General features: G+C 70.7%; 23 protein-coding genes and 2 pseudogenes. 4 read left to right on the top strand and 21 right to left on the bottom strand.

Annotated elements, in window-relative coordinates; genetic code table 11:
- The first annotated feature begins 3 nt into the window (after positions 1–3).
- Entirely contained in the window at positions 4–1,761 is a 1,758-nt protein-coding gene (locus QC282_RS24660; RefSeq protein ID WP_279551747.1) for a lectin, read from the top strand.
- A 145-nt stretch (positions 1,762–1,906) separates the two neighbouring features.
- Here QC282_RS24660 and QC282_RS24665 read toward each other — a convergent pair whose 3' ends face one another.
- The 7 genes from QC282_RS24665 to QC282_RS24695 all read right to left on the bottom strand — a co-directional run bounded on the left by QC282_RS24665 (position 1,907) and on the right by QC282_RS24695 (position 7,466).
- On the bottom strand, positions 1,907–2,713 hold the full coding sequence (locus tag QC282_RS24665) for a nucleotidyltransferase domain-containing protein (RefSeq protein WP_279551748.1): 807 nt from the start codon (positions 2,711–2,713) through the stop codon (positions 1,907–1,909).
- 116 nt (positions 2,714–2,829) lie between these two features.
- Positions 2,830–3,993 carry an RNA polymerase sigma factor gene (locus QC282_RS24670; RefSeq protein WP_279551783.1) on the bottom strand — a complete coding sequence of 388 codons (1,164 nt, stop codon included), beginning with the start codon at positions 3,991–3,993 and terminating at the stop codon, positions 2,830–2,832.
- Between the two features lie 20 nt (positions 3,994–4,013).
- Positions 4,014–4,421 (bottom strand): YciI family protein, encoded by a 408-nt coding sequence (locus tag QC282_RS24675; protein ID WP_279551749.1) that lies wholly within the window; start codon positions 4,419–4,421, stop codon positions 4,014–4,016.
- A 300-nt stretch (positions 4,422–4,721) separates the two neighbouring features.
- Positions 4,722–5,108: a hypothetical protein gene (locus QC282_RS24680; protein ID WP_279551750.1), complete on the bottom strand. Its 387-nt coding sequence runs from the start codon at positions 5,106–5,108 to the stop codon at positions 4,722–4,724.
- A 287-nt stretch (positions 5,109–5,395) separates the two neighbouring features.
- The gene (locus QC282_RS24685; protein ID WP_336621087.1) at positions 5,396–5,866 is read right to left on the bottom strand and encodes an NAD/NADP octopine/nopaline dehydrogenase family protein; all 471 of its coding nucleotides are present in this window, start codon (positions 5,864–5,866) and stop codon (positions 5,396–5,398) included.
- Entirely contained in the window at positions 5,808–6,482 is a 675-nt protein-coding gene (locus tag QC282_RS24690) for an NAD(P)-binding domain-containing protein (protein ID WP_279551751.1), read from the bottom strand. Before QC282_RS24690 ends, QC282_RS24685 begins: the two co-directional genes overlap by 59 nt.
- A 408-nt stretch (positions 6,483–6,890) precedes the next feature.
- On the bottom strand, positions 6,891–7,466 hold the full coding sequence (locus tag QC282_RS24695) for a tellurite resistance TerB family protein (RefSeq protein WP_279551752.1): 576 nt from the start codon (positions 7,464–7,466) through the stop codon (positions 6,891–6,893).
- Positions 7,467–7,692: 226 nt separating this feature from the next.
- Between QC282_RS24695 and QC282_RS24700 the strand changes: the two genes are divergently transcribed.
- On the top strand, positions 7,693–9,495 hold the full coding sequence (locus tag QC282_RS24700; RefSeq protein ID WP_279551753.1) for a family 43 glycosylhydrolase: 1,803 nt from the start codon (positions 7,693–7,695) through the stop codon (positions 9,493–9,495).
- Between the two features lie 19 nt (positions 9,496–9,514).
- On the opposite strand, the gene QC282_RS24705 is transcribed toward QC282_RS24700, so the two are convergent.
- The 4 genes from QC282_RS24705 to QC282_RS24720 form a co-directional block, all read right to left on the bottom strand.
- The gene (locus QC282_RS24705; RefSeq protein ID WP_279551754.1) at positions 9,515–10,135 is read right to left on the bottom strand and encodes a dihydrofolate reductase family protein; all 621 of its coding nucleotides are present in this window, start codon (positions 10,133–10,135) and stop codon (positions 9,515–9,517) included.
- A gap of 365 nt (positions 10,136–10,500) precedes the next feature.
- On the bottom strand, positions 10,501–11,454 hold the full coding sequence (locus QC282_RS24710) for a sigma-70 family RNA polymerase sigma factor (protein WP_279551755.1): 954 nt from the start codon (positions 11,452–11,454) through the stop codon (positions 10,501–10,503).
- 10 nt (positions 11,455–11,464) lie between these two features.
- Complete coding sequence (locus QC282_RS24715; protein ID WP_279551756.1) at positions 11,465–12,667, bottom strand: NAD(P)/FAD-dependent oxidoreductase; 1,203 nt, start codon at positions 12,665–12,667, stop codon at positions 11,465–11,467.
- A gap of 367 nt (positions 12,668–13,034) precedes the next feature.
- The gene (locus tag QC282_RS24720) at positions 13,035–13,367 is read right to left on the bottom strand and encodes a DUF952 domain-containing protein (RefSeq protein ID WP_279551757.1); all 333 of its coding nucleotides are present in this window, start codon (positions 13,365–13,367) and stop codon (positions 13,035–13,037) included.
- Positions 13,368–13,644: 277 nt separating this feature from the next.
- On the opposite strand from QC282_RS24720, the gene QC282_RS24725 reads away from it, so the two are divergent.
- On the top strand, positions 13,645–15,108 hold the full coding sequence (locus QC282_RS24725; protein ID WP_279551758.1) for a hypothetical protein: 1,464 nt from the start codon (positions 13,645–13,647) through the stop codon (positions 15,106–15,108).
- On the opposite strand, the pseudogene QC282_RS24730 reads toward QC282_RS24725, so the two are convergent.
- The 5 genes and pseudogenes from QC282_RS24730 to QC282_RS24750 form a co-directional block, all read right to left on the bottom strand.
- Positions 15,101–15,190 (bottom strand): annotated as a pseudogene (locus QC282_RS24730) (transcriptional regulator); the annotation flags it as partial. The gene QC282_RS24725 and the pseudogene QC282_RS24730 sit on opposite strands and share 8 nt — an antisense overlap.
- A gap of 165 nt (positions 15,191–15,355) precedes the next feature.
- On the bottom strand, positions 15,356–15,514 hold the full coding sequence (locus QC282_RS24735; RefSeq protein WP_279551759.1) for a MerR family DNA-binding transcriptional regulator: 159 nt from the start codon (positions 15,512–15,514) through the stop codon (positions 15,356–15,358).
- 116 nt (positions 15,515–15,630) lie between these two features.
- Complete coding sequence (locus QC282_RS24740) at positions 15,631–16,446, bottom strand: sulfite exporter TauE/SafE family protein (protein WP_279551760.1); 816 nt, start codon at positions 16,444–16,446, stop codon at positions 15,631–15,633.
- A gap of 522 nt (positions 16,447–16,968) precedes the next feature.
- The gene (locus tag QC282_RS24745; protein WP_279551761.1) at positions 16,969–17,817 is read right to left on the bottom strand and encodes a Cof-type HAD-IIB family hydrolase; all 849 of its coding nucleotides are present in this window, start codon (positions 17,815–17,817) and stop codon (positions 16,969–16,971) included.
- Between the two features lie 58 nt (positions 17,818–17,875).
- A complete protein-coding gene (locus tag QC282_RS24750; protein ID WP_279551762.1) occupies positions 17,876–19,018 on the bottom strand; it encodes an ROK family transcriptional regulator in 1,143 nt (380 codons plus the stop codon).
- Between the two features lie 88 nt (positions 19,019–19,106).
- Between QC282_RS24750 and QC282_RS24755 the strand changes: the two genes are divergently transcribed.
- Positions 19,107–20,405: a DUF1479 domain-containing protein gene (locus QC282_RS24755; RefSeq protein ID WP_279551763.1), complete on the top strand. Its 1,299-nt coding sequence runs from the start codon at positions 19,107–19,109 to the stop codon at positions 20,403–20,405.
- A 209-nt stretch (positions 20,406–20,614) separates the two neighbouring features.
- Here the strand turns inward: QC282_RS24755 and QC282_RS24760 are convergent, their stop codons facing one another.
- From QC282_RS24760 to QC282_RS24780, 5 genes and pseudogenes are all read right to left on the bottom strand, one after another.
- A complete protein-coding gene (locus QC282_RS24760) occupies positions 20,615–21,160 on the bottom strand; it encodes an alpha/beta hydrolase (RefSeq protein ID WP_279551764.1) in 546 nt (181 codons plus the stop codon).
- A gap of 79 nt (positions 21,161–21,239) precedes the next feature.
- Positions 21,240–22,130, bottom strand: coding sequence for a helix-turn-helix transcriptional regulator (locus QC282_RS24765; protein WP_279551765.1), 891 nt, complete (start codon positions 22,128–22,130; stop codon positions 21,240–21,242).
- A 191-nt stretch (positions 22,131–22,321) separates the two neighbouring features.
- Positions 22,322–22,664: pseudogene (locus QC282_RS24770) on the bottom strand (ATP-binding protein); the annotation flags it as partial.
- Positions 22,665–23,240: 576 nt separating this feature from the next.
- Positions 23,241–24,440 (bottom strand): PP2C family protein-serine/threonine phosphatase, encoded by a 1,200-nt coding sequence (locus QC282_RS24775; protein WP_279551766.1) that lies wholly within the window; start codon positions 24,438–24,440, stop codon positions 23,241–23,243.
- 945 nt (positions 24,441–25,385) lie between these two features.
- Positions 25,386–26,573 carry a PP2C family protein-serine/threonine phosphatase gene (locus QC282_RS24780; RefSeq protein ID WP_279551767.1) on the bottom strand — a complete coding sequence of 396 codons (1,188 nt, stop codon included), beginning with the start codon at positions 26,571–26,573 and terminating at the stop codon, positions 25,386–25,388.
- Positions 26,574–26,660: the final 87 nt, after the last annotated feature.

Here is a 26,660-nt window from a genome sequence, read left to right on the forward strand (position 1 = left end):
TACATGCGCACCCAACTGAAAGCGGCCCTCGGCCTGTTCACCGCGGCCGTGCTCTGCCTGGCCCCGCAGGCCGCGGCCCAGCCCGCGGCACCGGAGCAGTCCCCGGCCAAGAGCGGTCAGCCGCGAGCGGTGGCCGACCCGGCGTACAAGATCCTCGTCTTCTCCAAGACGGCCGGCTTCCGGCACTCCTCGATCGACGACGGCATCGCCGCGCTGCGCGACCTCGGCTCGGCGAACAACTTCACCGTCGACGCCACCGAGGACGCCCGGTCCTTCACCTCCGGCAACCTCGCCCAGTACCAGGCGGTCGTCTTCCTGTCGACCACGGGCGACGTGCTCGACGGAGCCCAGCAGACCGCCTTCGAGGGGTACATCCAGGGCGGCGGCGGATACGTCGGCATCCACGCCGCGGCCGACACGGAGTACGACTGGCCCTTCTACGCGGGACTGGCCGGTGCCCTCTTCCACTCGCACCCGGCCGTCCAGTCCGCCACCGTCAAGGTGGAGGACCGGGCCCACGACGCCACCGCCCACCTCGGCGAGACCTGGCAGCGCACCGACGAGTGGTACAACTACCGCACCAACCCGCGCACCACCGCCCACGTCCTGGCCTCGCTGGACGAGTCCAGCTACTCGGGCGGCAACATGTCCGGCGACCATCCGATCGCCTGGTGCAGCGACTACCGGGGCGGGCGGGCCTTCTACACCGGCGGCGGCCACACCGACGAGTCGTACGCCGAGCCGGCCTTCCGCCGGCACCTCCTCGGCGGCATCCGCTGGGCCGCCGGAAGGACCAATGCCGACTGCCGTCCCGAAACCGGTTACACCGCCCTGTTCGACGGCTCGTCCACCACCGGCTGGCGGCAGGCCGGGCCGGGCGGTTTCACCCTCGCCGACGGCACCCTCACCTCCCGGGGCGGGCTCGGCATGCTCTGGTACTCCGCCGAGGAGTTCACCGGCGACTACTCCCTCAAGCTCGACTGGAAGGCGGCCGGGGACGACAACTCCGGGGTCTTCATCGGCTTCCCCGCCTCCGACGACCCGTGGTCGGCGGTGAACAACGGCTACGAGATCCAGATCGACGCCACCGACACGGCCGACCGCACCACGGGAGCCGTCTACGGCTTCCAGTCCGCCGACATCCCCGCACGGGACGCCGCGCTGAACCCGCCGGGGGAGTGGAACACCTACGAACTGCGCGTGACCGGCGAGCGGTTGGAGATCTTCCTCAACGGCCGCAGGATCAACGACTTCACCAACACCGACCCGGCACGAAGCCTGCGACAGGGCCACATCGGCCTCCAGAACCACGGCGACGGCGACGAGGTCGCCTTCCGCGACATCCGCGTCAAGAAGAGCGGCGGCCAGGACCCCGGCCCGCGCACGGGCGAGGTGAAGGGGGTCGGCGGCAAGTGCCTGGACGTCGACGGCGGGGTGACGGCGGACGGTACGGAGGTGCAGATCTGGACGTGCAACGGGACTGCGGCGCAGCGGTGGTCGGTGCCGGGTGACGGCACGTTGCGGGCGCTGGGCAAGTGCCTGGACGTGTCGGGTGGCGGGAGCGCGGACGGTACCCGGGTCCAGTTGTGGACGTGCAATGGTTCGGGTGCTCAGGCGTGGGCGGCCCGGTCCGACGGCACGGTGCGCAATCCGCAGTCCGGCAAGTGCCTTGACGCGTCGGGCGGCACCTGGAGCGACGGCACGCCCGTTCACCTGTGGGCCTGCCACACCGGCCCCAACCAGAAATGGACCCTGCCCTGACGGACCCCCGACGGTGAGCCCGCCGACCGTCGCCTGACGCGCCCCGCTCACCGGCGTGAGCGGGGCGCAACCGCGTCCGGGGAAGGAAATCCGCACCCGCAGCGACAAGGGTGCGGACACGTCGGGTCACGGCGTGGGCCGCCCGTCAGGACCGCGGCGTCTTCTCGCCGTGCACGGCGGTGTATTCGGCTGCGAGCCAAGGGCCGAGGTCGTTGAGGAGCATCCCGAGCACCGCCGGGTCGGCCGACGGGGCACGGCCGACGGACGCGGCGACACGCATCTGCTCGACGCGCTCGGGATAGTAGCGGCCGAAGAGTCCGGCGGACTGGTCGAGGTCGCTGGTCCAGCCGCCCCAGCGGGGCATGATCAGGGTGAACCCCGTACGAACGATGCGACGCCCGACGAGACGGCAGAGGGCCCGGCGTTCCGCGTCCGTGGTGGCTTCGGCCGCCTGGGCGCGCCGGAGTGGAAGCACACGGGCGAGGTCACCGTTGGTCTCCCGCGCGAGCAGCGTCGTGGGCCGGTAGCGGGGGAGCTGGTCCGCGAGGTCGGGGCCCAGCAACGGAGTGCAGAGGCAGGCGATGAAGAACCCGCCGTCATGACGCTCGGCGTCGCTGAGCAGAACGCGCGCACCGGTCAGCAGGATCCCGACGCCGTCGATCTGCGGGAACGCGCGGTCGAGTTCGTCCTCGATGATTCTTGCGTCGGTGCGGTCGGCTTCGGTGGGCTCGCCGTGGAGGGCGAGCTGAAGGTCGAGGTCGGAGACGCCGGGGACGGCGGTGCCACGGGGAACGCTGCCGTAGAGGTAGGCGCTGTGCAGACGCGTTCCGCCGAACGTCTCGGTGATCCGGGCACGGGCGGCATCGACGACGGGGACGAACGCCGCGGCCACGCGGTCCAGTGCACCCTCGCGCGCGATCGTGCCGTCGACGTCCAGCCCTCGCTCGTCCATGGGACCACTGTGCCTTGCGCGGCCGTGTGCCGCTGAGCCCTTTTCCGGGGCCTGGCTGAGCTGCCGGACGCGGAGCCGGCGCACCCTCGCTGTCCGGTGCGGTGCGAGTGGTTTTGTCAGTGGCCGGGCGGGGGTTGGTCGTTGCGTCGGGTGTTGAGCCGGGCGGCCTGGCGCGTGAGGTGGTCGCGTTCGGCGTGGTTGGGTGCTTCGCGGGCCGCTTCGGAGTACAGGCGTGCCGCCGTGGCGAGGTCGCCGTCGCGTTCGTGGAGGTACGCCGCCACGGCGGTGTGGCGGGGCAGGGTGTCGTCCAGGGCTGCGAGTGCGGCCAGACCGGCGCGCGGCCCGTCGGCGTGACCGACGGCCACGACGCGATTGAGCCGGTGGACGGGGCTGCCGGTCAGGCGCACGAGCTCGTCGTACCACTCCACGATCTGCACCCAGTCGGTCTCTTCGGCGGTGGGCGCGTCGGCGTGGAGCGCGGCGATGGCGGCCTGGGCCTGGTACTCGCCGAGCCGGTCGCGGGCGAGGGCCGCCTGCAGGATGGCGACGCCCTCGGCGATGGCCCTGGTGTCCCACCGGCCGCGGTCCTGTTCGGCGAGCGGTACGAGACTGCCGTCGGGCGCGGTGCGCGCGGGCTGCCGGGCGTGGTGCAGCAGCATGAGGGCGAGCAGCCCCGCCACTTCGGGATGGTCGATCCGGGCGGCGAGCTGCCGGGTGAGGCGGATGGCCTCGGCGGCGAGGTCGACGTCGCCCGTGTAGCCCTCGTTGAAGACGAGGTAGAGGACGCGCAGCACCGTGGTGACGTCGCCGCTGTGGTCGAAGCGGACGCCGGAGACGGTGCGCTTGGCGCGGCTGATGCGCTGCGCCATGGTCGCCTCGGGCACCAGGTAGGCCTGGGCGATCTGGCGGGTGGTGAGCCCGCCGACGGCGCGCAGCGTGAGCGCGACCGCGGACGACGGCGTCAGTGACGGGTGGGCGCACAGGAAGTAGAGCTGGAGGGTGTCGTCCACGGCGGGTGCGGGCCCGGGCGCCGGCTCCTCGTCGACGAGGTCCTCGCGCCGGCGGCGGGCGGTGTCCGCGCGGGCCTGGTCGAGGAACTTGCGCCAGGCCACGGTGACCAGCCAGCCCTTCGGGTCCCGTGGCGGGTCGGCGGGCCAGCCGCGGACGGCCTCGACCAGCGCGTCCTGCACGGCGTCCTCGGCCGCCGCGAAGTCGGCTCCGCGGCGGACGAGGATGGCGAGCACGCTGGGTGTGAGGCTGCGGAGCAGGGCCTCGTTCATCTCAGGGATCACGTGAGGGGTCATTCGGTGATGGTGGGCGGCGCGGCCAGGAACGGGCGCACCTCGAGCCACTCGTGGATCGGCTTGCCGCCCGCGCCGGGGGCGGCGGACAGTTCCCCGGCCAGCTCGACGGCACGCTCGTAGCTGTCGACGTCGATCACCATCCAGCCGGCGATGAGGTCCTTGGTCTCGGCGAACGGGCCGTCGGTCACCGGCGGGCGGCCCTCACCGTCGTACCGGACCCACGCGCCCTCGGGGGCGAGCGCCTGCCCGTCGACGAACTCGCCGGTCCCTTCGAGCCGGGTCGCGAAGTCGTGCATGTACTGCATGTGGGCCGAGATCTCCTCCGGCTTCCACTGGTCCATGGGCACGTCGTTGACCGGTGCGGGGGCGCCACGGTAGTGCTTGAGCAGCAGGTACTTGGCCATGGTGTGTCTCCTCGGTGCGGGTGCGGCCCATTGTGGTCGCGTTCACTGCTGGGACGGAGCGGGGCACGGGTTCTCGACACCACCGAGGATGTTTTTTTCGGGCTCTCGCGGACTGCCCGTCCATGCGGCACGCGGGGGCAGACGCGACGGCCCTCATTCGCAGACGCGGTCGCGGGCGGGCAGTCCGTACGCCGCAGAGGGCCCAGGTCCCGCCGGAGTCCTCGTCCGGCGGGACCTGGGCCCTCTCCGGCACCGTGGGCGCTCAACGCCCGGCACCGGACTTCAGCGGCTCGGCTGCCGTCAGCAGTAGTTGTCGACGCCGCCGGTCTCGTCACCCTTGAGCAGGCCGCCCCAGATCCAGGCGTTGCTGGAGAGCTTGACCCACTTGTCGTGGGCGACGCCGTTGGCGTTGACCCAGCCGCCGTGCTTCCAGCAGAGGCCGTACGAAACGAATCCCGCGCCCACGGTGTAGTTGATCCCGTACTCCGTGGACGGTCCGTACCTGACGTTCCCGTTGATCCACGTCTCCACCCAGCCGCTCTGGATGCCCACGCTCCGGGCCTGCGGCGCGGCGGCCGGTCCGGAGTCCGCGGCCACGGCGGAGGCCGTCGTGCCCGTGACCGCCAGCACTCCCGCCCCGATCGCCGTCGCCAACCTTGTCATGGCCCGCTGACGCTTGATGCGCATGTGTTCCCCTCCGCATGACGTTTCGGGCTGCACCCGAACGGGCTCGCCCCCACGTCGTCCACCGTTGCAGGCCGACGCCCACCACTCCAGCTTTTCGAAATGCCTCGAAAGGCGCCGCGGACGCACCAGACCGGCCGTGCCGGCAGGCAAACGGGACACGAGCCGGACTTCACCTCATTCGCCACTGCGCCGGCGGGCGGACGGGGCCGGTTCGGCCTGCTCTCGCCGGCGCGGACGGCTCACCGTGATTCCGCGCCGCCGGGAGCGCCCGAACCGCGCCGGGACGGTCAGCGGTTGAGGACGTCACGGATCTGCGCCTGCGTCAGCCCTCCCCAGCCGATGCCGGCGAGGGTGCGTCCGCTGGTGCGGTAGTCCACGTGAGAGAGCGTCGAGGCCAGGCCGATCACCGCGTCCGTCATGGGTGTGGGACAGCCGGCCCTGCGGGCGAGCTCCGTCATCGGCACCAGCGTCGAGGACACGTCCTCGTGCAGGAACCGGTGGTCGAGTGAGGTCGGCGCGGTGATGCTGCTGTACGGAGCGACGCTGCGCATGGCGTCGAGAACCGTCTCGCCTTCGCATCCGTAGTACATGTCCAGCAACTCGGCGACAGGTGGCACCGGCGCGTCGTACGCCTCACCGACCTGCTGGAATTCCCTCGCGGCCTGCTCCAGCAGGACCACGGTCCGCTCCGAGAGCCCTTCACGGTAGAACAACAGTTCCTCGCCGCGGTCGATCCGGCTGATGTTGGCCAGCGTGATGGAAGCGTGGGCGACGGCACCGAAGTCGGTGAGCCCGCGCTGGACGACGTTCCGCCCCGGGCTGCAGGCCGGGGAACAGGCTCTGGAGGCGGTCGGCGTGCCGCTTGGTGACGGCGCTGCGTGTGCCGGCGAAGAGGTTCCACTGCTTCACGCCGTGGACGGTGACCCCGTGGTCCTCCCAGGGCCGCGCGGCGAACAGGGCGTCGGTCTCCAGCACGTCGACGTCGAACGTCCCGTGTCGTTCGAGGACATGGGCGAACTCGATGCTGCCGCAGAGTTTGCCGGAGAAGAGCACCACGGTGTGTCCGGAGCCCAGGTACGGGGCGAGCCGGGCTGCGACGGCCGGGTACGCGGTGGTCACCGTGGCGACGAAGATCACCGGGCAGCGCCGGGCCAGTTCACGGGGATCGCTGCCCACCGCGGCGAGCGGCAGCTCTCCTTCGAGGACCCCACGAGCGTGGATGCGGCGGCTTCGAGCGATGCCTGCGACTCTGCCGGGGTTTCTGGTGCATAAGTACACTGCCTCGCCACGTGCGGCCAGATGGGCGGCAAGGGCCAGGCCTTCGCCGCCGGCGCCGAGAACTCCGACCCCCGAGGGCCTGCACTGCTTGGACATCCGGTTCCCCTCCACGCGGATGGACCGTGGCTTCAACTGGTCAGCTGGTGCGTGGCCTCAGCATGGTCGGCCGGTGGGCCACGGTCGACCCCCGAGCAGGCACGCCGACCGCGCCCGTCGAGAGGGCGCCCAGGCGTCCTGCCCGTTCGGTGACATCCCGCCGCGTCGGCCGTGCCAAGGGCCACCCTCACCTGCGCCGTCCGGGCAGGCAGGTCCTCGGCGACGCCGGCCGTCCCGGCACCGCCGCGCGCCCAGGCGACCCCGGCCCGGTGAACCCGGCGACACAAGCCGGTGTACCCGGGGGCCCCGGCCCTCAGAACCGGGGCCCACCCGCCGAACGGCCGGGGGACAAACCCGGTCCCCGCGCAGGCGGATCCACGGCCCGCACGGAAGACACGGGCCGGGGCGTCAGAGGCCGAACTCCTGGGCGGACAGGCCCAGAACCGAACACGCCTCGCGAAGGACCTGTTCCTCGGCGGGCGCGACGTAACCGTCGGCGCCCGCGACGACGAAGCCCGTCTGCACGACCGCCCGGGCCTCGGTGGGCTTCTTCGCGGCCTTGGCGATCTCCTGCAGCGCCTCCGCCTTGCCCTGCTGGAAGTTGAGCGCCAGTTGGTCGACGTGCTTGTTGAAGCGCTGCCGCAGCTGGTCCGGCGGGAAGTTCTGAAGGACGTCGTTGTTCAGGAGCAACGACTCCACGTGCTGCCGCTCGGCCGGGTCGACCTGTCCGTCGGCAGCGGCGACCAGGGCGCACATGGCCATGCTGGCGTCCCGGTAGGTGCCGCTCTTCAACTCCGTTTTCAGGGAGGTGAGCTGTGATTTCAGGGCACTCACCAGCTGGGCCTTGGACCCTCCCGACGCCCCCGCCGCCGGGCGCCCGTGAGCCACCGCTCCCGGGTGCCCCGGCCCGCCCGAGCCCCGCGCGCCCTGCGCCTGCTGCTGCAGACCCTTGGCCTGGTCCTTGATCCGGTCCCACATCGCCATTCGCGCACCCTCGGCTTCAGCCCGTCGATTCCCTGCACGCACATCTCGCACGTCTCTCCTGAAACGCCCCCCGGCGCCGGGAAGTTCCGGGCCGTGGGACCGAGATGCGCGGGACGCCGGTGCGTGCTGACCGTCAGGATCCGCTCCCCCTCTTGTGCAACGTTGATACATCGTTGTAAAAGAGGGCTCTCGCTCTCCCTCGCTCCCACGTTTCGCAGGAGGCCACATGGCCGGTCAGCGCGCATCCACCGGCAGGGGCACTCACCTGCTGCTCGCCGGAGCGGCCATCGCGGGCATGGTCGCGGTCCTCGGCGCGGTGCCCGGCACTGCGGCCGGTGCCGGACAGCCCGTGCCCGGCACCTTCGTCAACCCCGTCTCCCGGGGAATGGCCGACACCTTCGCGGACCCGTCGGTCGTCCGAGGAGACGACGGCTACTGGTACGCCTTCGGCACCTCGGACCCGCTGCACAGCGGAGAGGGCACAGCACACCGGCTGCCGGTCGCCCGCTCGACGGACCTCGTCCACTGGACGCACGTCGCCGACGCGCTCGACGACGGCAACCAGCCCCGCTGGGCCGCCCCCGACGCCTCCTACTGGGCTCCCGACATCACCTACCACGACGGCCGCTACTGGCTGTACTACGTCGTGACGCAGACGACGCTCACACCGGCGCGCGGCGACTCCGCGATCGCCGTCGCCACGGCACCGACGCCGGCCGGCCCCTGGACGACGTCCGACGAGCCGGTCGTGCAACCGCGCCCCGGTGCGGGCGGCGGCGACGACTTCAAGTGGACCTTCGACCCCGCCCACGTCGTCGACACCGACGGCAGACGCTACTTGTACTACGGCTCCTACTACGGCGGGATCTGGGTGACGGAGTTGTCCGCCGACGGCACCCGCGCCCTGGGCGAGCCGACCATGGTCGCCACCGACAACCGGTTCGAGGGCGCCTTCGTCGTCCGGCGCGGCGGCTGGTGGTACCTCTTCGCCTCGTCGGGAGACTGCTGCGCGGGTCCCACCACGGGCTACTCGGTCTTCGCGGGGCGCTCCCGTTCGGTACGCGGTCCGTTCACCGACCACGAAGGCGTGTCGCTGACCGCGTCGCGCACAGGTGGCACCGTCGTCCTCAGCCCGAACGGCAACCGGTGGGTGGGCACCGGGCACAACGCGGTCGTCACGGACCTCGCCGGCCAGGACTGGATCGTCTACCACGCGATCGACCGCGCGAACCCGTACCTCGACGAGCCCTACGGGATCAACCGCCGCCCGATGCTGATGGACCGTCTGGACTGGGCGGACGGCTGGCCGGTGGTCCGCGGCGGGCGGGGCGCCTCCGACACACCGCAGCGTGCGCCGGTCACCCGGCATCCGTCACAGGCGCCCCGGGAACCGGTTCCCGCCGGCCCTGCCGCACCGCGCGACGGCAAGCCCACCGTCCTGGTGGACGAGCGGTTCGACGGACTCCGGCCCGGTCCGGGCTGGTCCTGGGTGCGCTCGCCCGCCGCCCGGGTCGAGGAAGGCCGGCTGGTGTGGCCCACACAGGACGCGGACCTGCACAAGGACAACAACACCGCCTCCCTGCTGCTGCGGGACGCTCCCGAGGGGGCGTGGACCGTCGAGACGAGAGTGACGCTCGACGTGGGTGTCGACACGGTGCGCAATTACCAGCAGGCGGGACTCCTCGCGTATGCCGACGACGACCGCTACCTGCGTCTGGCGCACACAGCCATCTGGAACACGCGGCAGACCGAGTTCGGCAAGGAGGAACCGTATGCCGGACGTCCGGCCTACGGGTCGATGACGGTCGGCCCGCCCGCCGAGACCACCTGGCTGAGGCTGCGTCACCGCACCGACCCGCGCACCGGTGAACACCTGATACGCGCCTACACCAGCCGCGACGGCCGCACCTGGATCGCCGGCGGCACCTGGACGTTGCCCGCGGACAGCCGGATCCGGATCGCGCTGGGTGCGATGGGCGGCGCGGGCGCGACGGCGCAGTTCCACCACGTCCGCATCCAGCGGCCCTGAGACGACACCCGTCCTTCCCTCAGGACAGCACGCGATACGTCACGTGTGTGACCGAGTTCGCTGCTGGCGACTCCACCTGCTCAAGGTTCAGTGACGGCACGCCGTCGAACAGCCGTGTGCCGGCGCCCATCGTGAACGGCACGATGGTCAGCCGCAGTTCGTCGACGAGGCCCGCGGCGAGGTACTGGTTGATGGTGGTCGCGCCCCCGTGGATCGACACGTCACGGTCCCCGGCCGCCTCGCGAGCCTGCCGCAGCGCGGATTCGATGCCGTCGGTGACGAAGTGGAACGTGGTGCCGCCGTCCATCGGCTGAGGGTCGCGCGGGTGGTGGGTGAGCACGAAGACCGGTGTGTGGTACGGCGGGTTCTCGCCCCACCACCCCTTCCACTGCCGGTCCCACGCACCGCGTACGGGGCCGAACATGTTGCGCCCCATGATGAAGGCGCCGACCGCCGTCAACCGGTCGAGCTGCGCCTGCCGCTGCTCCTGCGTTTCGAACATCCAGGCGTGCAGCCTGTCGCCCCAGCCGTCGCCGGCGTCGTCGCCGAAGGGGCGTTCCTCGGTCTGGTTGAGCCCGGCCGAGTACCCGTCGACGGAGATCGAGAGATCGCAGGTCACCCTGCCCAAACGTGTGGCCACGGTACTGTCCTCCTGATGGCGACCTCAGGTCGCCGTCGCGGTAAGCCGCCGGAATCCTTCTTCACCGGGGTAGACCGATCCGGGACCCCGAACTCATCGCCGGGCGTGCCGACGTTCCAGCGCCCGCGCTGTACATGGCATCACCACCTGGCCGCAGCGCCCGGAATCAGTCGTTCCCCGGACTGGACGGTGTCCCATGAGACGTGCGGCGGACCGGAAGCCTGAGAAGCCTGGGTCGCTCCGCACGACCCACACCGAGATCGAGACCACGGCGGCGTTGATCCGGGCTCTCCTGCGCGACCGCCACCGCGACGGAGCCGACGCCCATCGCCGACCACGGCTGACGCGACCCGGCCGGCGCCGGATCACCACTGGCCGATGAGCGGCGTGTCCGGCTCGCGCCGCCGCCAGGCCCCGGCGAGGCGGGTGAGACGGGCGGGGGAGGCGATGCCGCGCACGGTTGCGATCCCGCCGTCGGCGAGGTCGAACGTCACGGCGCCGACGACCTGGTCGCCGACCACGGCCAGGATGGCGGGGGCGCCGTTGACGAGCGCGTAGTGGATGGCGGGCGTGCCGCCGGCGAAGCGTCGTTTCGCGGGTGTGGGCCTGAAGCCCGCCCGGGCCACGGAGGCGATGCGCTGCGCGGTGTCGAACCGCAGCAGCTTCTCGGTCAGGCCGGCGCCGTCGGAGATCGCGATCGCGTCGTCGGTGAGCAGCGCCACCAGCCGTTCGGTACTGCCCGACGAGGCGGCGGCGAGGAATTCCTCGACGATCCTGCGGGCGGACGCGGGATCGACCTGGCCGCCGCCGCGGCGCGCGGCGGTGATGCGGCGCCGGGCCCGGTGCAGGTGCTGCTGGCTCCCGGACTCACTGATGTCGAGTATCCCGGCGATCTCGGCGTGGCTGTAGGAGAACGCCTCACGCAGGACGTAGACGGCCCGCTCAAGGGGCGACAGGCGCTCCATGAGAGTCAGCACCGCCAGGGAGACCGACTCGCGCTGCTCGAAAGTGTCTGCCGGGCCGAGCATCGGGTCGCCGTCGAGGAGCGGTTCGGGCAGCCAGGCGCCGACGGTGCGCTCGCGACGGGCCCGCGCCGAGCGGAGCCGGTCGAGGCACAGATTGGTGACGACCTTGGTCAGCCATGCCTCCGGCACCCCGATCCGCCGCCGGTCGGCGCCCTGCCAGTGCAGGAACGCGTCCTGCACGGCGTCCTCGGCGTCGGCGGCGGAGCCCAGCAGCCGGTACGCCAGCGAGGCCAGCCGGTCCCGGCTGGCCTCGAACCGGCTGGTGTCGAAGCCGACAACGGCGGTGCTGTCCACGCGGATCACCCTAGGCCGCGACCGTCTTCGCGGCGGACGCGTCCGCCGCGACGACCAGGCGGCGCCTGCGCCTTGGCATGCCGAACGTCGGGTGCGAGATGCCCCACAGCGAGACCTTGAGGATGCCCGGCTTGATCCGCGCTGCCTTCCGGCCGCCCACATACGCCGGCTTTGCCTGCGCCTGGCCGTCGACCATCTGCAGGATCCCGTCCAGCCGCCCGAGGCTGATGTGGTTGCCCGGGTACGCCAGTTCGGTGTGCGCGATCTCGCGGCCGGTCAGGCGTCCCACGATCGCGTCCGTGGCCTGCCGGCCGGTGTAGCCGGCCGAAGCGCAGGACATCGGCAGCGGACGGCCGTTGTCGCCGATGGCGTAGGCGCTGTCACCGGCGGCGTAGACGTTCGGGTGTGAGACCGACCGCATGGTGCGATCGACGACGACCCGGCCGCTGTCGGTGACCTCCAGCCCACTGGCGGCGGCGATGGGGCCGACTGCGAACCCGGCCGTCCACACGGTGGCGTCGGACGCCAGGGCGGTGCCGTCGGCGCACAGCACCCGTGTCGTTTCGACGGCCTGGACGCGTGTGTGCTCCAGGACGGTGATGCCCAGCCGGTCGCAGGCCTGGCGCAGGTGGGCGCGGGCTCCGGCGGAGAGCCGGGCGCCCAGCTCGCCGCGGGCGATCAGGGTCACCGACAGACCGGGCCGGGACTCGGCGATCTCCGTGGCGGTCTCGATGCCGGTCAACCCGTCGCCGACGACCAGCACCCTCCCGCCCCCGGCCCGCCTGCCCAGACCGTCCAGTCGCGCGCGCAGCCGCAGCGCCGCGGGCCGGCCGGTGACGTCGAAGGCGTGCTCGGCCACGCCCGGGACGCCCCAGTCGGCGACATGGCTGCCGAGCGCGTAGAGAAGCGTGTCGTAGCCGAGCTCGCCCCCGCCCTTCGCATCGGCCACGGCGACGGCCTGGCGCTCGGGGTCGAGGGCCGTGACACGGGCCAGGCGCAGCCGGATTCCCGTGCGCGCGAAGACGTCGGCGAGCCTTGGGGCCCCGATCTCCTGGCCGGCCGCGAGCTGGTGCAGCCGCAGCCGCTCGACGAAGTCCGGCTCCGCGTTGACCACGGTGATCTCGGTGTCCTGCGGGGACAGCCGACGGGCCAGGTTCCCGGCCGCGAAGGCCCCGGCATAACCGGCGCCGAGGACGACGATGCGGTGCTTCATGTGCTGCTCCTGTCGGTTCGCTCGCTCTCGGTGACTTGAGCGAGATGGCTCTCCGATTGCTGACAGGAACGGCATGTGGCGTGAGTCACAGGTCGGCAGGGCCGGGCGCGATCAGGCGCGGGACCGTTGGGGGAGTGGGCCGGCTAACGGTTCCTGAAGAAGCAGAGCGCCTGGCCGTTCCCGTCGGGCGTGGCGCCCGCGCATGCCGACTCCCACCCTTCCGGAAGCGACGGCGTCGCACCAGCCTCCTCCCCGCCGTGCCGACGCGGCTCCGCCGAGTCCCGCACCCACAGGGTCAGCCCGCCCGCGACGGCCACGAGGATCAGCCACACCGTCACCACCCACCGCCATGACCTGCGGCGCCCCGTCACCGCCACGGCTCCACCTCCACCACCGCGTTCACCGGAATCGGCCCGTAGACATGCGGGAACTCCTCGGCCCCGGGCTCCGGCGCCTCGTACGTCACCGGCACACCCAGCCGCGCGGGATCCACGACGAGCACCACCAGCTCGTCGGAGCTCTCGTAACATCCGTACACAAAGGCCGCCACGGAGGGAAGTTGGGCTCGCGTCGAGCAGTGGATGAAGCCCACCTCCGCAAGGGTGCGCCCGCGTGTCGACATCGTGTACGCGCCGTGCTCGCGGGCCGCTTCCCACCGGGAGCGTTCGGTGATGTGGAGGATGTGCGTGCGTTCCGGCATGGGCCCACGTTACGGCCTCGACCGTGCCGCACCCGCGGCGTGCCCATGGCTGATAGACGGGAACGGCCGTCGACGCATCCATCCGGGGTGCGCGAGTCAGGGCGGCGGCAGGGTGGGCAAGGCCGGCACGAATCGAGAGGGCGGTATGTGCATGGACGGCAAACGGTCAACAACCGTCGTTCCCGCTGAAGTTGGAGCCGGAGCCGGAGCCGGAGCCGGAGCCGGGGCCGGGGCTGGGGCTGGGGCTGGGGCGCCGGGAGATGTGTGGCTGGAGCGCATGAAGTCTCGCACCGTGCTGTCCGCCTTCGCTGTCTGCGCAGCCGGTGTGGTGCTCGCCGCCTCGCTCACCGGGTGCGGCAGCGGCACCACAGGCCAGGACACGCCACCTTCCGGTGGCGCCGCCTCACCCTCGGAAGTACCCAGCGCGCCGACGGAGAGCCGGCGGCCGGTGCCCGGGAAGGGATCGAAGGACCCCGACGACATCAACGGAGACGGGTTCCGCGACCTCGTCGTGCCGGTCACCGTCGGCACCGACCCCAACAATCCGGGCGCCGGCCAACGCGTCGCCGTCGTCTACGGATCGGCGAAAGGGCTCGATCCCTCGACGCGCACGGTCCACGGCCGCCGCGACCTGGGCCTGCCCGAGCCCTCGCAGGACCCTGCGGGAGCCGACAGCGTCAGCGCTGGGGCAGTGGTCACGGCCGACATGGACGGCGACGGCTTCCCGGACTTCGTCACGTCCGTCGCCCTGGGGGTCGCGCAGGACAACCAGGTATCCGCGTCCCGCACCGTCCCCTACGTGACCTGGGGCGGCCCCGACGGGCCCGAGGCGAAGGGCGCGGCGAGTGAAGTGCGGTTGCCGCAGAGCGAGTCGAAACTGGGCCTGGAGTCCGTCGTACGCGGCGACTTCGACGGGGACGGGCACCACGACCTCGCGGCGCGGGCGCGGAACCACACGTCCCTGGTGCTGCTGTACGGCCCCTTCACACGAGCCGGTGTACCGGCGCGCACTGACACCGACCTGCCGTGGCAGGACGGCACCCTCGTGGCCGACGACATCGACCCGTCCGGCAGCGCACGCGCGACGTCCCTGCTGCTCCACGCCACGAGCGACGGTGAGCAGTCCGGCAACACCCTCTACCCGGCCCGTCGCGGCAACGCCCTCGCCGAGCAAAGGCGGTTGCGCGACGGCAACGCCCACGCGTACGGCGACTTCGACGGCGACGGACGGCGTGACGTGGCCGTCGGAGACGACGGCGGCCGCAACGACGAGCCGGGCTTCGAGACCGAGAAACCCGAGGTGGACGGTTCGCTCACGGTGTACCCCGGTAGCGGTGCGGAACCCGTCACGTACCGACTGCCCAAGGCGCCGAAGGACGTGAACACCTCCTACGGGCCGGGCGGATTCGTGGCCGCCGACCCGGACGGCGACGGCCGCGACGGCATCCTGGTCGCCACCTATGAAGGAGCCACGCTCATCGACGGCGACCGGCGTACCCCCGTTCTGCGCGAAGGGCCGGCGAAGACGGGCGGCAAGAAGACGCCCGCGAGATGGCGGCACGCCCGGCCCGTGGGCGCCGCGGACTTCGACGACGACGGCAAGGACGAACTGATCCTCAACTGGGCGTCCGGCGCACTGTTCGGCAACTACGGCGAGTACCCCACGCACTGGTGGATCACCGACAGCACCACGCCCCGCGATCAGGCGTCCTTCGCGACGACGAACTTCGCGACACCCTGACGCCGGCGAGGAGGGCGACTTCGCCTCGGCGCACTCCCTTCACACGCCGGTTGCCGCCGTAGACGGGAAGCCCGGTCTGCATGCTTCGTATCAGGTTGTGAAGGTCGCTTTCACAGAGCGTGCGCCGGTGATGCGGATGGCCATGGCCGCTATCGGCCTGAACCCCCGACGACGAGTCGGAGGACCCGACCACTGCCGTCGGTATCGGTAACCTCGCGGGCAAGGCTGTCGTCGCGGCCCGTCTCCATTACGGCACGAACAGACGCTCCACCGCGTCCTCGCCGTACACCCGGTACCCGGCCGGGGTCCGGTCGGCGGGCAGCAGCCCGGCGTCCTCGTAGAAGCGCAGCGTCGTGGCCGGAACGCCGGAGCGCTCGGCCAACTGCGAGATGCGGTAGGTTCTCACGCCACCGACCGTAAACCTTCAACCCGACTCCAAGGTCAAGCGGATGAGTCCCGTCTCGGCAGCAGGGTGGATGCCGGCGCGGGCCCTCGGCATCCTTGCCGGGCCGCTGTCCGGGCTCAGTCGTGACGGGCGAGCTTGACCGCGGAGACGAGCAGGATCACAGCCAGCGCGGGGATGAGTGCCAGGTCCGGGAAGACACCGAGGAGCAGCCCGCCCAGTACCGCTCCGGCCACGGAGCCTGCGGCCATGATCGTGGTGAAGCGGAGGTTCGCGCCTAGGACAGCGAAGCTGCCGTCGCGGCTGTAGCGGGCGAACGCCACAAGCATGGTCGGCAGCGACACCAACAGGGAGAGGCTGCCTGCGGTCTTGATGCCCTCGCCGAAGAGCAAGACGATCGTCGGGATCAGGAGCTCGCCGCCGGCGACGCCCATGATCGCCGCGACCACCCCGATGCCGAAGCCGGCCACCACGCCGGACGGCACCTGTGCCCACAACGGCAGATCGAGCGTGCCCAGGGTCGTGGTGTGGGTGACCAGCAGTGCGGCCGCCATGAGCACCATCAGGGCCGCGAGCACCTTGTAGAGGGTGGCCGAGCGCATGCGCACCGCCCAGGACGCTCCGGCCCACGCGCCGAGCAGGCTGCCTGACAGCAGGTTGACCGCTACCGGCCAGCGTGTAACCACTTCGGCGGCCGGGACCGCGGCCAGACGGGCAGGCAGTGCGACCAGGACCACGACCAGGCTCATCGCCTTGTTCAGGATGACGGCCGAGAGTGCGGCGAACCCGAAGAGGCCGATCAGCAGCGGGAGGCGGAACTCCGCGCCGCCCAACCCGATCATCCCGCCGAGAGCGCCGATGGCCGCTCCCGCCCCGAACACCACGGGTGCTGAGTGTGTCGAGCGGCGGGGAGCGAGCTTCTGGTCCGTGGTCACGACGGACATCCTCGCTGGTAGCGGCTCCTGCCCGCTACGGCACAGCCTCAGAGCGCCGCCGCTTCCGCCACGCAGACCCCTTGACGCTGATCAGCAGGCGGGGCGGACCGTGACGGTTCGCGTCACGTTCCACCCCGGAAGGGGGCCCTGCATGTCGTTCACCTGGCGCTACGTCGTGCGCCCTGACGGCTCCTTCTGCCGCGTCGGCAACGTCGACGGCAGCCTCGACAACGTCAGCGACGAAGAACTCGCCCAACTCCACCCCGAGCGGGACGAAGATGAACAGCCGCCCGGCCCTGCTCCCGCTGCGGATCCGGCTGTCCTGACTCGGTGCACCCTGAGTGAATCCACCCATTGTCGAGCGCCCGCGGGCGGAACCGGCCGGCGCGGTAGGTGGAGCGCCCCGCGGGGGCGCGTCACCCAGCCATGAAAGGCCTCGCACGACAGGGATTGGACCACTTGATTCGTGCGGCGAGTCGCAGGTCTTCGAATGGGGCGTGACCGCCAACGGGCAGCCGGCAGCTAGGAGGCGGGCAATCGGAGCAGTCGCTCGATGGTGCGTACTACGCCGTTGTCGTTGTTGGAGGGTGCTGTGTAGCGGGCACGCCGGAGGACGTCGGGGTGGGCGTTGGCCGTGGCGAAGGACCATTCGGCGGTGTCCAGCATCTCCAGGTCGTTGAGGTAGTCGCCGAAGGCGAGCGTCTGCGCGGGGGTGATGTGCAGGTCATGCTGGAGTCGGTGCAGGGCGGCGCCCTTGTTGGCGGTGGGGTTCATGACGTCGATCCAGTGCTCGCTGGAGACGACGACCTGGTGAGTGGCAGTGAACTCGGCCAGGGCGGGGGCGACGATGCGGGCCGCGGGCACGAAAGCGAACAGGGCTACTTTGTTGATCTCGTCGTTGATGACGGTGGCGTCGTCCACGGTGCGGTGGGCGACGTAGTACTTGGCGACCTCGGCCAGGAAGGCGTCGTCGGTGCGTTCGGTGTAGGCGGCGTGTTTGCCGCAGACGACGGCGCCGACGTCGATGCCGTCGGCGGCGAGGCGGCGTGTCGTCTTCACAAGACGGGCGGCGACGGCTGTGTCCAGAGGGTCGGAGGCGATTTCCTGGCCGTCGCGGACGACGTAAGTGCCGTTCTCTACGATGTAGACCATGCCGTCGTCGAAGCCGTGGAAGAGGCCGGCGAGGGTGGCGTACTGGCGGCCGCTGGCCGGGCTGAACAGCACACCGCGTTCGCGTAGTTGTTTCATCAGCCAGGGGAGTTGCTCGGGTGGCCTCCCCGCGTCGTCCAGGAGTGTTCCGTCCATGTCGGCGACGATCAGCCGGATGTCGGGGGGCGCGTCGGGCAGGTCGTACGGGTGGCGGGAGGGCATCAAGCGTGCTTTCTGCGGAAGGCCGTAAGCGGGTTGTGTTGCGGCGGTGGGACGGTGGTCACTGCTGGGGCGCGGGGCCGGCGGTGCGGACGATGAGGGAGCGCAGCTCTTCCACCGCTTTGGTGCGGGCACCGTCCAGGTCGGGTGAGGGGAGGGTGGCGGCACTGACCGGGAGCGGGCGCGGCGTCTGGCCGAAGTGTTCGGCCACGGCAGCGGTGATGGACTCCTGGGTGCCCCATTCGCCACCGATGACGATCATGCTGGGGTCGGCCAGGGAGACGGCTGCGGCCAGGACTCCGCTGACGGCTCGGGCCACGGCCGTGCTCAGTCGCCGCGCCTGGTCGCTTCCGTCGGTCAGCCGGGCGATGAGCGCATCGGTGTCGATGGCGGTCGAGTGCGCATGGCGCAGGCCGAGGGCCGCGAAGACATCGGTGAAGTGCATGGCGGTGCCGTCCGGTCCGACGGTGTAGAGGTGGGCGATCTCGCCGGCCAGACCGTGGTGGCCGCGGCGGACGTGGCCGTCGTTGACGACGGCGCAGCCGAGCCCTTGGCCGAGGTGGAGGTAGACGAAGTCGTCGACGCCGACGGCGCATCCGTGGTCGCGTTCGGCGCGGGCGGCCCAGTTGACGTCGTTGTCGACCAGTACGGGTCCTTCGACGTGGGGGGCCAGAAGGGAGGGCGGGTCGAGCTCGCCGACGAGGAAGGGTGCGTCGGGAAGCTGGACGAGCCGGCCAGTGGTGCGGTCGACGGGATCGGCGGCGCTGACCACGGCGATGCGCAGAGCCCCGGGAGCGCGGCCGCCGAGGTCGGCCGCGACGCGTGCGAGAGCGGCGGCGGCCGGCTCCGGCCCGTCGCTGCGCCCGAGCGGGATGTGGGCCTGCTCCCGCACGGTGCCGTGCGCGTCGACGGCTTCGGCCCGCACGCCGTAAGGGGTGATGGCGGCCACCAGGGCAGTGCCGGTGCCCGGCGCGAGGGCATAGTAGGTGCCCACGCGACCCCGTCCGGCGGTGCGCTCTCCCGTGTCGGCGACGAGGCCGGCGTCGGCGAGGCGCTGGACGCTGTCGGAGATCGTGGGTTTGGAGATCCCCGTGTGCGCCGCGATCTCGGCGCGCGTCAGCCGGGGGTGGGTCATCAGGGCGCGCAGGACGTTCTCGTCCGTCAGGCTGCGCAGCATCTCCAGCGAAGGTTTCGGCGGTGCCATGCCCACATTCTAGTAAGGAGTCTTGCCTAAAAGCTGGCATCGCTCTAACGTGATTCAAGTAAGGAGTCCTAACTGAAGGAGTCGGGCGATGACGCTCGCCGCTGAGCCGCAGCACACCCTTCCGCCCCTGCCGCACTGGGAGGAGACCCCGGAGGACCTCGGGGCCGCCATCCGCGCGCTCAAGCCCGCGCTGCGGGCCAGGATCGAAGCCTCCGGCCGCACCGTCGCAGAGGTCTTCGCCGCCGCCGAACGCCGCATCGAGGCGCGTATCAAGGAGATCGAAGCCGACCGAGCCCGCGGCGAGCAGGTCTGGCCGGTCATCGACTACGACGCGATCCACTCCGGCACCGTGACGCCCGGGGAACTCGCCAAGCTCGCCCGGCGCGGCTGCCTGGTCGTGCGCGGCCACTTCCCCCGGGAGCAGGCCCTGGCCTGGGACGCCGACATCGTGGACTACGTCGAGCGCAACAAGTTCTTCGAGAGCTACACCGGCCCCGGCGACGACTTCTTCGGCAGCGTCGGATCCAAGCCGGAGATCTACCCCGTCTACTGGTCCAAGGCCCAGATGCAGGCCCGCCAGTCCGAGCGGATGTCCACCGTCCAGTCGTTCCTGAACTCACTGTGGCGCCACACCTCCGAGGACGGCACCCAGTGGTTCGACCCTGACCGCGACGCGCTCTACCCGGACCGCATCCGCCGCCGCCCGCCGGGCACCGACTCCGCGGGCCTCGGCACCCACTGCGACCCCGGCACCCTCGACCTGTGGATGACCAAGGAGTACCAGAGGGCGTTCCGGCACGTGTTCGACGGCTCCGTAGAGTCCTACGATCCCTGGGACGCCGCCCACCGCACCACCGGCCCCCAGTACCCCGGCTCGACCATGTGCTCGGCCTTCCGCACCTTCCAGGGCTGGACCGCCCTGTCCGACATGGACGCAGACCAAGGCGTGCTCCACACCGTCCCGATCCCCGAGATCATGGCCTACCTGCTGCTGCGCCCCCTGCTCCCCGACGTCCCCGAGGACTCGATGTGCGGAGTGCGCACCAACCAGGTCTTCCCCGTCACCAAGCGCTGGCACCCGGTGCTGTACCGGGCACTGAGCCCCATCCCCGACGTCAAGGCCGGCGACTCCGTGTGGTGGCACTGCGACATGATTCACAGCGTTGCCCCCGTCAACAACCAGAAGGGCTGCGGCAACGTCATGTACATCCCCGCCGCGCCCTGGTGCGCCCGCAACGAGCGCTACGCCGACGAAGTCCGCGAGGCTTTCGTCACAGGTTCAAGCCCCAGCGACTTCCCCGCCGAGCACTACGAGCGCACCTGGAACGGCCGCTTCACCCTCGACGACCTCAACGACACGGGACGCCGCGGCCTGGGCCTCGGCTGACCACCGGAAACGGCAGCGAGACACTGACGGGCGGGCCCGCGGGGATTGCACTCCGCGAGCCCGCCCGTTCTCCACGCGACTGCCATCCCGCGCGCCAGGGCAGCGCCCTGTGCTCTGCGCAGACCAAGGGCCACGAGGCATACGCCGAATCGGTGCCCGGCCGGAACCGGCCGGGCCCCGGCCATGTCCGCCACCGCGGCGTCTCCTTCTCACGGACGGGAGTCGGCCTGCGAGACGAGGCTGGCGATGTGGGCCCACATCTGCGGTGGGTTGGAGTACATGGGGAAGTGGGCGCAGTGCTCGATCTCGGCGAGTTCGACGCCGCCGGCGGCGAGGGCGGGGAGGTAGGACAGCGTGTTGTTCTGTTCCCCGTACATGAACATCTTGGGCGCGGGGAGTCCGAGGAACCGGTCGAGCAGCTTGCCGTGGTCGGAGAGGTCGACCATGGACTCGAAGATGCCCCTGACCGCTGCGGCCCGGACCTTGTGGGGAAGGCTCGACGCGTACAGGGCGCCGCCGTAGAAGCGTGAGTTGCCGACGCGTTCGGCGAAGTGGGCGAGGAACTCGTCGGGGTCGTCGTGAGAGTGGGTGATGGTCTGCCGGCTGAGGAAGCAGTCCTCGGGTGCGACGTTGCCCTCGATGTTGGTGAAGCTGGCCACCCTGACCGGGTGGTTGTCGGCGAGCAGGCGGGCGGTCAGGCCGCCCATCGAGTGCCCGACGACGCACAGCGCACCATCCAAGGTCAGGACTCTCATCTTGGCCCGCACCGGCCCGACATCGCGGCCCTGAGCACACTGTCCCACCGTCGGCGAAGCCTGTCAGCGGATGCAACGTTCACTGGCCTTCGCCGTGCTCGGGGGTGGTTGTCGCGTCGATGTACGTCTTGGCGACGTCGGTGATGAAGTCGCGGCTGCTGCCGGGGCTGAGGGCCTGGGCCTGTAGGTGGTCGTGCAGCACGCTGTAATGCCGCACGTCGGATGGCTTCTCCAGACAGAGGTCGCTGGTGAACCGCTCCAGATACACCACCGGCGCCGCGGAGCTGTCGGCGAACCGCAGGATGGAGAACAGTCCTGCGAGGCCCGGATGGGCGCCCGCTGTGTAGGGGAGGACCTGCACCGTGATGTGCGGCTCGGCGGCGAGTGCTTTCAGGTGCTCCAGCTGTTCACGCATGACGTCCGGGCTGCCGACGACGCGGCGCAGTGCCGATTCGTCCAGGACAATCCACAGGCGCAGCGGACGGGCTGGGTCGTAGATCCGGTGCTGACGGCGCAGCCGCACCTTCAGGCGCGTGCCGGCCTCTTCGGTGGTGAGCGGGGGGATCGTTTCCCCGATGACGGCGTCGGCGTAGGCGGGGGTCTGCAGCAGAGCGGGGATCGCCATGGATTCGTAGGTGTGGAGGGAGGTGGCGTCCGTCTCCAGGGCGATGTAGACGCTCTGGGGGATGTCGCCGTAGGCGTGCCACCAGCCCGGTTGCCCGGATTCCCTGGCCATCTGCATCAGTGAGTCGATGACCTGCGGGTCCGTCACTCCGTAAATCCTGCACAGGTCGCGCACATCGCGGGGGCTGATGGCGCGGTTGCCGTTCTCCATATGGCTGATCTTGGGCTGGGAGATCATGAGCCGCTCGGCCACTTCGGTGCTCTTGAGCCCACTGGCCAGGCGGAGTCGGCGCAGCTCGGCTCCCAGACGGCGTCTCCTGACGGTGGGGTTGATGTTCGCCGCCATGAGCGGTGTACCTCCGGGCCTCAGCCATCGTGCTGGTCCGCAGACTGCCATGGACAAGGGCCGTCGATCACGCGCTATGCCGTCGTGTCCATCGGGCAGCCAAAACGGACTGTGACCTTGTCATTTGCCTCATGGCACGGGCCGACAGGCGTTCCAAAGGGAGAGACCGAAAGCAGGTACTGAGCAGGCGGTCACATCAAGCGGCCCGCCGGGTGCCCGGCGGGGTCGTCGGCCAGCACGGCGGCGGCCTTGATGCGCTTGCCCACCGGCTCCCGCCGCATCTCGGAGCTGCGGCACACGCCGATCACGATCTCCAGATCCTGTTGCCCGACCCGGCCCGGATCAGCGGCTTGGGCCACCGGCAGCGTCGGATCGGCGTCTCACGCTGATCTCCACCGCGCCGTCGCTGATCTCCAGATCCAGCAGACAAGGGCCGGGCGTGTACTTGTGCGCGTTGGTCACCAGCTCGCTGACCACCAGCTGCACCATGCCCAACGCCCGGTCCGACACCGGAATTCCGTGCACGGCCTGCACCTCGTGGAAGACAGCCGCCGCGCGGTGAACACAGACTCCAGCGCTGTCCTGCGCCTCCGATACGGCCACCCCCCGTCGTGTCCGTGCCGGACAGCCTGAGCGTGCTGCTGGCATGCGTGGGCGTGATCGCTGCCGACCGGGCGCACGGCGAGTGATCACATGCCGGTAGTGGCCGGGGCGGTGAAGCCGCCCTCCGGACGTAAACGGGCCTGCCAGCTTTCACATGCCTGGCTCTGTTCACGTCGCAGAGCAGCGTTTCGACAGCAGTCCGGGAGACACCTCCCGCGCCGGATGTCCACGAGAACGGGCAGCAGCTCAGTAATGATCGGCGGGACGCCGTCTGCGGCTCCTCGGGAGACCGGGGCGCAAGTGCTGGCTACGGGCATAGGCGGCAGCCACGACCGCGCCGTTGTCGACCGCCGGCGGGTGCCTCCCGTTCTCGAACATCGGCTCCGCTGGCCACCAGCCGCCTCCCGGAGTCGTGTACGAGCGCTGTCGGAGGGCGTGAACAAAGCCACACGCCGGGCCGGCTGGCGCGAGCCCGGCCGGCGACGGCTTGGGCAGCCCCGCCCTCGTTCATCCCACCGGGGCGCCCGGACCGTGCCATTCGCAGAACAGAACGGTGGCGTCGTCCTCCAGCCGTCCCTGGTGGTAGTCCATGACGGTGTGCATAAGACGGCGCAGCGTCTCGTCGACAGGCAACTCGTCGGCGTGGTGGCGGATGATGAAGTCGGTGAAGCGCTCCACGCCGAATTCACGGCCGTCTGTGTCGCGGGCTTCGGTGATGCCGTCGGTGAACAGCAGCAGCCGGTCGCCTGGCTCCAACTGCTCTGTGCGCTGTTTGATCGGCAGGTTGAACCCGCTGCCCATCGGCCCGGCTGGCGGGCAGCGCAGCGTGCTGGCCCAGCGGCCGCCGCGGATCAGTACCGGCAGCATGTGGCCTCGGTTGACCCAGCTGAACTTGCCGGTGTTCAGCTCAAGGTCGGCGAGGATGCCGGTGGCGTAGCGGCTGTGCCCGAACTGCTCGACCAGGGTGTTCTCGATGGCTGCACTGGCTTCGGGGATGGTTGCGCCGGCGCGGCGGTGGCTGCGGCAGGTGGCCATCGACAGGGCCGCGGTCAGGCCCGCGGAAGTGTCGTGACCCATCGCGTCGAAGACCGCCAGATGCAGGATGTCACCGGCCACCGCGTACTCGAAGGCATCCCCGGCCACCTGGTAGGCCGGTTCCATGAAGGCGCTGATCGTCACCCGATGGTCGGAGAAGGTCCGCGGCGGCATCAGCGCCCACTGCAGCTCCGCCGGCACTCCCATCGGCCGGGTCCGGATCAGCCGGGCGTGCGAGTCGCTGTGGGCCCGCTTGGAGACCAACAGCAATCCGGCCATCGACGCCAGCGCCCGCACCACCTCCTCATCGGGCTTCTCCCCGTTGCGGTGACCGGACTCGACCTGCAAGACCCCCAACCGCTGGGTGCCGTCCCGCACCGGCACCCAGCACGCCCCACCGCGCGGCGACACCACGATCTCTGTGAGCTGGTAGGCGCGGCCCGGCACAGTGCCCTCGATCCGACACTCCTCGCCCCCTTCGCCGGCGCTCAAGCCCATGCCGGTGACCTCTCGCAGCACAACCTCCTGAACATCCGCCACGAACAGCCGCGCTCCGCCTGCACCGGCCTCCTTCGCCGCGGTGTCGAGCAGAAAGGGCAACTGCTCGAAGGGCGCCGTGTGACTGGCCTCCAGAAGCCCGGCCAACGCACGCGTCAAGTTCTGCGCCGTCATACCCGCCTCCGCAGCCCAGGACCCGGCTCACCGACATCACACTCATCCGCCATGACCTATCCCCCCACAAGCGCAAGACCACAAGGGCCCGCGAACCGACGAACGCATGCCACCGGAAAGCACAGGACCCGGCCCGAAGGAGCGACCACCGGCGCGACCAGCCCACCCTGGCCCCTCGGCGGGGGCAGACATGACGACGGTCCCCACCAGTCTCCCACCCTGGCTTTGGCCGGCCCGCATGGTCCCGTGCCTGTCACGGCCCCGCCTACGTCACGCTCAGCCGACGCCTGGACCGTGCTGGTCCGACAGGTGATCCCCGGATTCCCGATTTGGGCAACTCATGACAGAAAGGCTGCCGAACGAGTACTTGTGACAAGTCGAATGCCTCAGCGGTGACAACCAGGCTGCTTTGACCGTTCCTGTTCGCCAGCTCAGCGGGCTTCGCTGGTGACAACTTCTGGGCTTGTTCATGTCCAGGCTGCCGCGCCCACCGTTCGGCAGCCGGACTTCCCGTCACTGTTTCCGCGACGATTAGGCTCGTGTGAGCACCCCCGTTCCCCGATCCCGCCGCCGTCCCGTGGGCTTGGTGGGTGCGCCACGGTTCTGTTGCCCTGGTGGACATCGAGGCGGCCCGGCGTCGGTGCGAGCGCACAGCGCCCTGTCTGGCTACCCCCTAAGGGGTCTGGTCTGCCGGTGCCAGCATCGGCAACGACCGGCTTCCGCAGCCACCGTTGACCGGCCACGGCAACCGCTACCGATCCGAACCGCAGGCTCCTGAAACACCGGCCACGACCGTGCGTTGCGGCTCCCCGGCGCGGACATCCGCCGGACGGTACCGACCGCTGCCCGAGCCTCCGCAGCGTCCCGGACCCGAGGATTCGAAGGCCTGCGCATTCAGACCGGATCCTGGAACAGGCTCTTCAGGAAACACCCGACGCTCAGCGTTCACGCGTCGGCGTGGTGGCCGTCGTAGCGGGGGCCGTGCCAGTCGAGGCACAAGACTGTGGCGTCGTCGGCCAGGCGGCCGTCGAAGGCGTCAGTGACTGCCGTTGCCAGGACGCGCACGACCTCGCGGGGGTGTTCGGAGGCGGTGTCACGGATCAGGCCCGGCAGATCAACGGATGCGGCCTGTCGCTCCTGCATGCCGTCGGTGTAGAGCAGGAGGCGGTCGCCGGGGCGCAGGTCGAGGTCCTGTACGTGGTAGGGGGCGCCTCGGGGTACGCCGAAGAGCAGGTCGACTTCCAGGTGCACCTCGTTGACGACGCCGTCGCGCAGGAGCAGCGGCCAGGGGTGTCCGGCATTGACGAGCTGTGCGCCGGTTCCGTTCAGGGCGATGCGCAGGAGCTGGCCGGTGGCGAGGGTGTGGTGGCCGTGGTCGAGGAGGGCCTGGTGGATTCGGCGGGCCTGATCGGCCAGGTCGGCGCCGTCTCGGCGGGCGCCGCGGGAGGCGTTGACCAGCAGGGTGGCCATGAGGGCGGCGTTGACGTCGTGGCCCATGGCGTCGGTGACGGACAGGTGCAGGGTGTCGTTGTCGAGGGTGTAGTCGTAGGTGTCCCCGGCGGCTGATTCGGCAGGCATGAGGGACGCGGCGAGCGCGAACTGTGCGGCTTCACAGGATGGCGCGTCGGGCAGGAGCTGTCGCTGGATCTCGGCGGCCAGGCTGAGCGGGGTGGCGCGCTGGCCCAAGCGGAAGAGGTCGGTGAAGCGGCGGTCGGTGACGATGATGTACGCCAGCGCGTGCGCGGCCTCGCGGACCTCTTCCAGGATTTCCTGACTGACCTGCGGCAGGGACAGCTCCAGGACACCGATGGTGTCGCCGCGGTGGGTCACCGGGGCGAGCACCCGCTGCCCGTGTCCGGTGTCAGGCGCCTGCACCAGCTCCTGGGCATGCAGCACTCGGTCGTAGACGCTCCCGGTCAGCTGGATCCGACTGGCGTGGCGGCCGAACAGCGGGGCGGTCCCCTCGTCGAGCCGTACCATCTGCCGGCCGACGACATCGGCGAACAGGAACGACACCGCCCGCGCGCCGAACCGCGCGCGCAGGTTGCGCGCCACCACAGCCAGAGACTCCCCCGGCGCCGCGTCCTCCGCCGCGGCGAGCAGCCCAGTCAGCCCGAATGGGGCAGCCGGCATCGTTGCCTCCCAAGCGTTCCATGCGCATGTCCCGCCCTTGACTGCGGGCACCGCCCGCACCCAACTTCTCACCGGTTCCCCCGTGCG

Source organism: Streptomyces sp. DH24, from assembly GCF_029813775.1.
GTDB lineage: Bacteria > Actinomycetota > Actinomycetes > Streptomycetales > Streptomycetaceae > Streptomyces.

Excerpts from the sequence above, each read along its gene's own strand:
- QC282_RS24660 (WP_279551747.1), top strand. The coding sequence starts at position 4 with ATGCGCACCCAACTGAAAGCGGCCCTCGGCCTGTTCACCGCGGCCGTG.
- QC282_RS24665 (WP_279551748.1), bottom strand. The coding sequence starts at position 2,713 with ATGGACGAGCGAGGGCTGGACGTCGACGGCACGATCGCGCGCGAGGGT.
- QC282_RS24670 (WP_279551783.1), bottom strand. The coding sequence starts at position 3,993 with ATGAACGAGGCCCTGCTCCGCAGCCTCACACCCAGCGTGCTCGCCATC.
- QC282_RS24675 (WP_279551749.1), bottom strand. The coding sequence starts at position 4,421 with ATGGCCAAGTACCTGCTGCTCAAGCACTACCGTGGCGCCCCCGCACCG.
- QC282_RS24680 (WP_279551750.1), bottom strand. The coding sequence starts at position 5,108 with ATGCGCATCAAGCGTCAGCGGGCCATGACAAGGTTGGCGACGGCGATC.
- QC282_RS24690 (WP_279551751.1), bottom strand. The coding sequence starts at position 6,482 with ATGTCCAAGCAGTGCAGGCCCTCGGGGGTCGGAGTTCTCGGCGCCGGC.
- QC282_RS24695 (WP_279551752.1), bottom strand. The coding sequence starts at position 7,466 with ATGGCGATGTGGGACCGGATCAAGGACCAGGCCAAGGGTCTGCAGCAG.
- QC282_RS24700 (WP_279551753.1), top strand. The coding sequence starts at position 7,693 with ATGGCCGGTCAGCGCGCATCCACCGGCAGGGGCACTCACCTGCTGCTC.
- QC282_RS24715 (WP_279551756.1), bottom strand. The coding sequence starts at position 12,667 with ATGAAGCACCGCATCGTCGTCCTCGGCGCCGGTTATGCCGGGGCCTTC.
- QC282_RS24720 (WP_279551757.1), bottom strand. The coding sequence starts at position 13,367 with ATGCCGGAACGCACGCACATCCTCCACATCACCGAACGCTCCCGGTGG.
- QC282_RS24725 (WP_279551758.1), top strand. The coding sequence starts at position 13,645 with ATGAAGTCTCGCACCGTGCTGTCCGCCTTCGCTGTCTGCGCAGCCGGT.
- QC282_RS24745 (WP_279551761.1), bottom strand. The coding sequence starts at position 17,817 with ATGCCCTCCCGCCACCCGTACGACCTGCCCGACGCGCCCCCCGACATC.
- QC282_RS24750 (WP_279551762.1), bottom strand. The coding sequence starts at position 19,018 with ATGGCACCGCCGAAACCTTCGCTGGAGATGCTGCGCAGCCTGACGGAC.
- QC282_RS24755 (WP_279551763.1), top strand. The coding sequence starts at position 19,107 with ATGACGCTCGCCGCTGAGCCGCAGCACACCCTTCCGCCCCTGCCGCAC.
- QC282_RS24760 (WP_279551764.1), bottom strand. The coding sequence starts at position 21,160 with ATGAGAGTCCTGACCTTGGATGGTGCGCTGTGCGTCGTCGGGCACTCG.
- QC282_RS24765 (WP_279551765.1), bottom strand. The coding sequence starts at position 22,130 with ATGGCGGCGAACATCAACCCCACCGTCAGGAGACGCCGTCTGGGAGCC.
- QC282_RS24775 (WP_279551766.1), bottom strand. The coding sequence starts at position 24,440 with ATGACGGCGCAGAACTTGACGCGTGCGTTGGCCGGGCTTCTGGAGGCC.
- QC282_RS24780 (WP_279551767.1), bottom strand. The coding sequence starts at position 26,573 with ATGCCGGCTGCCCCATTCGGGCTGACTGGGCTGCTCGCCGCGGCGGAG.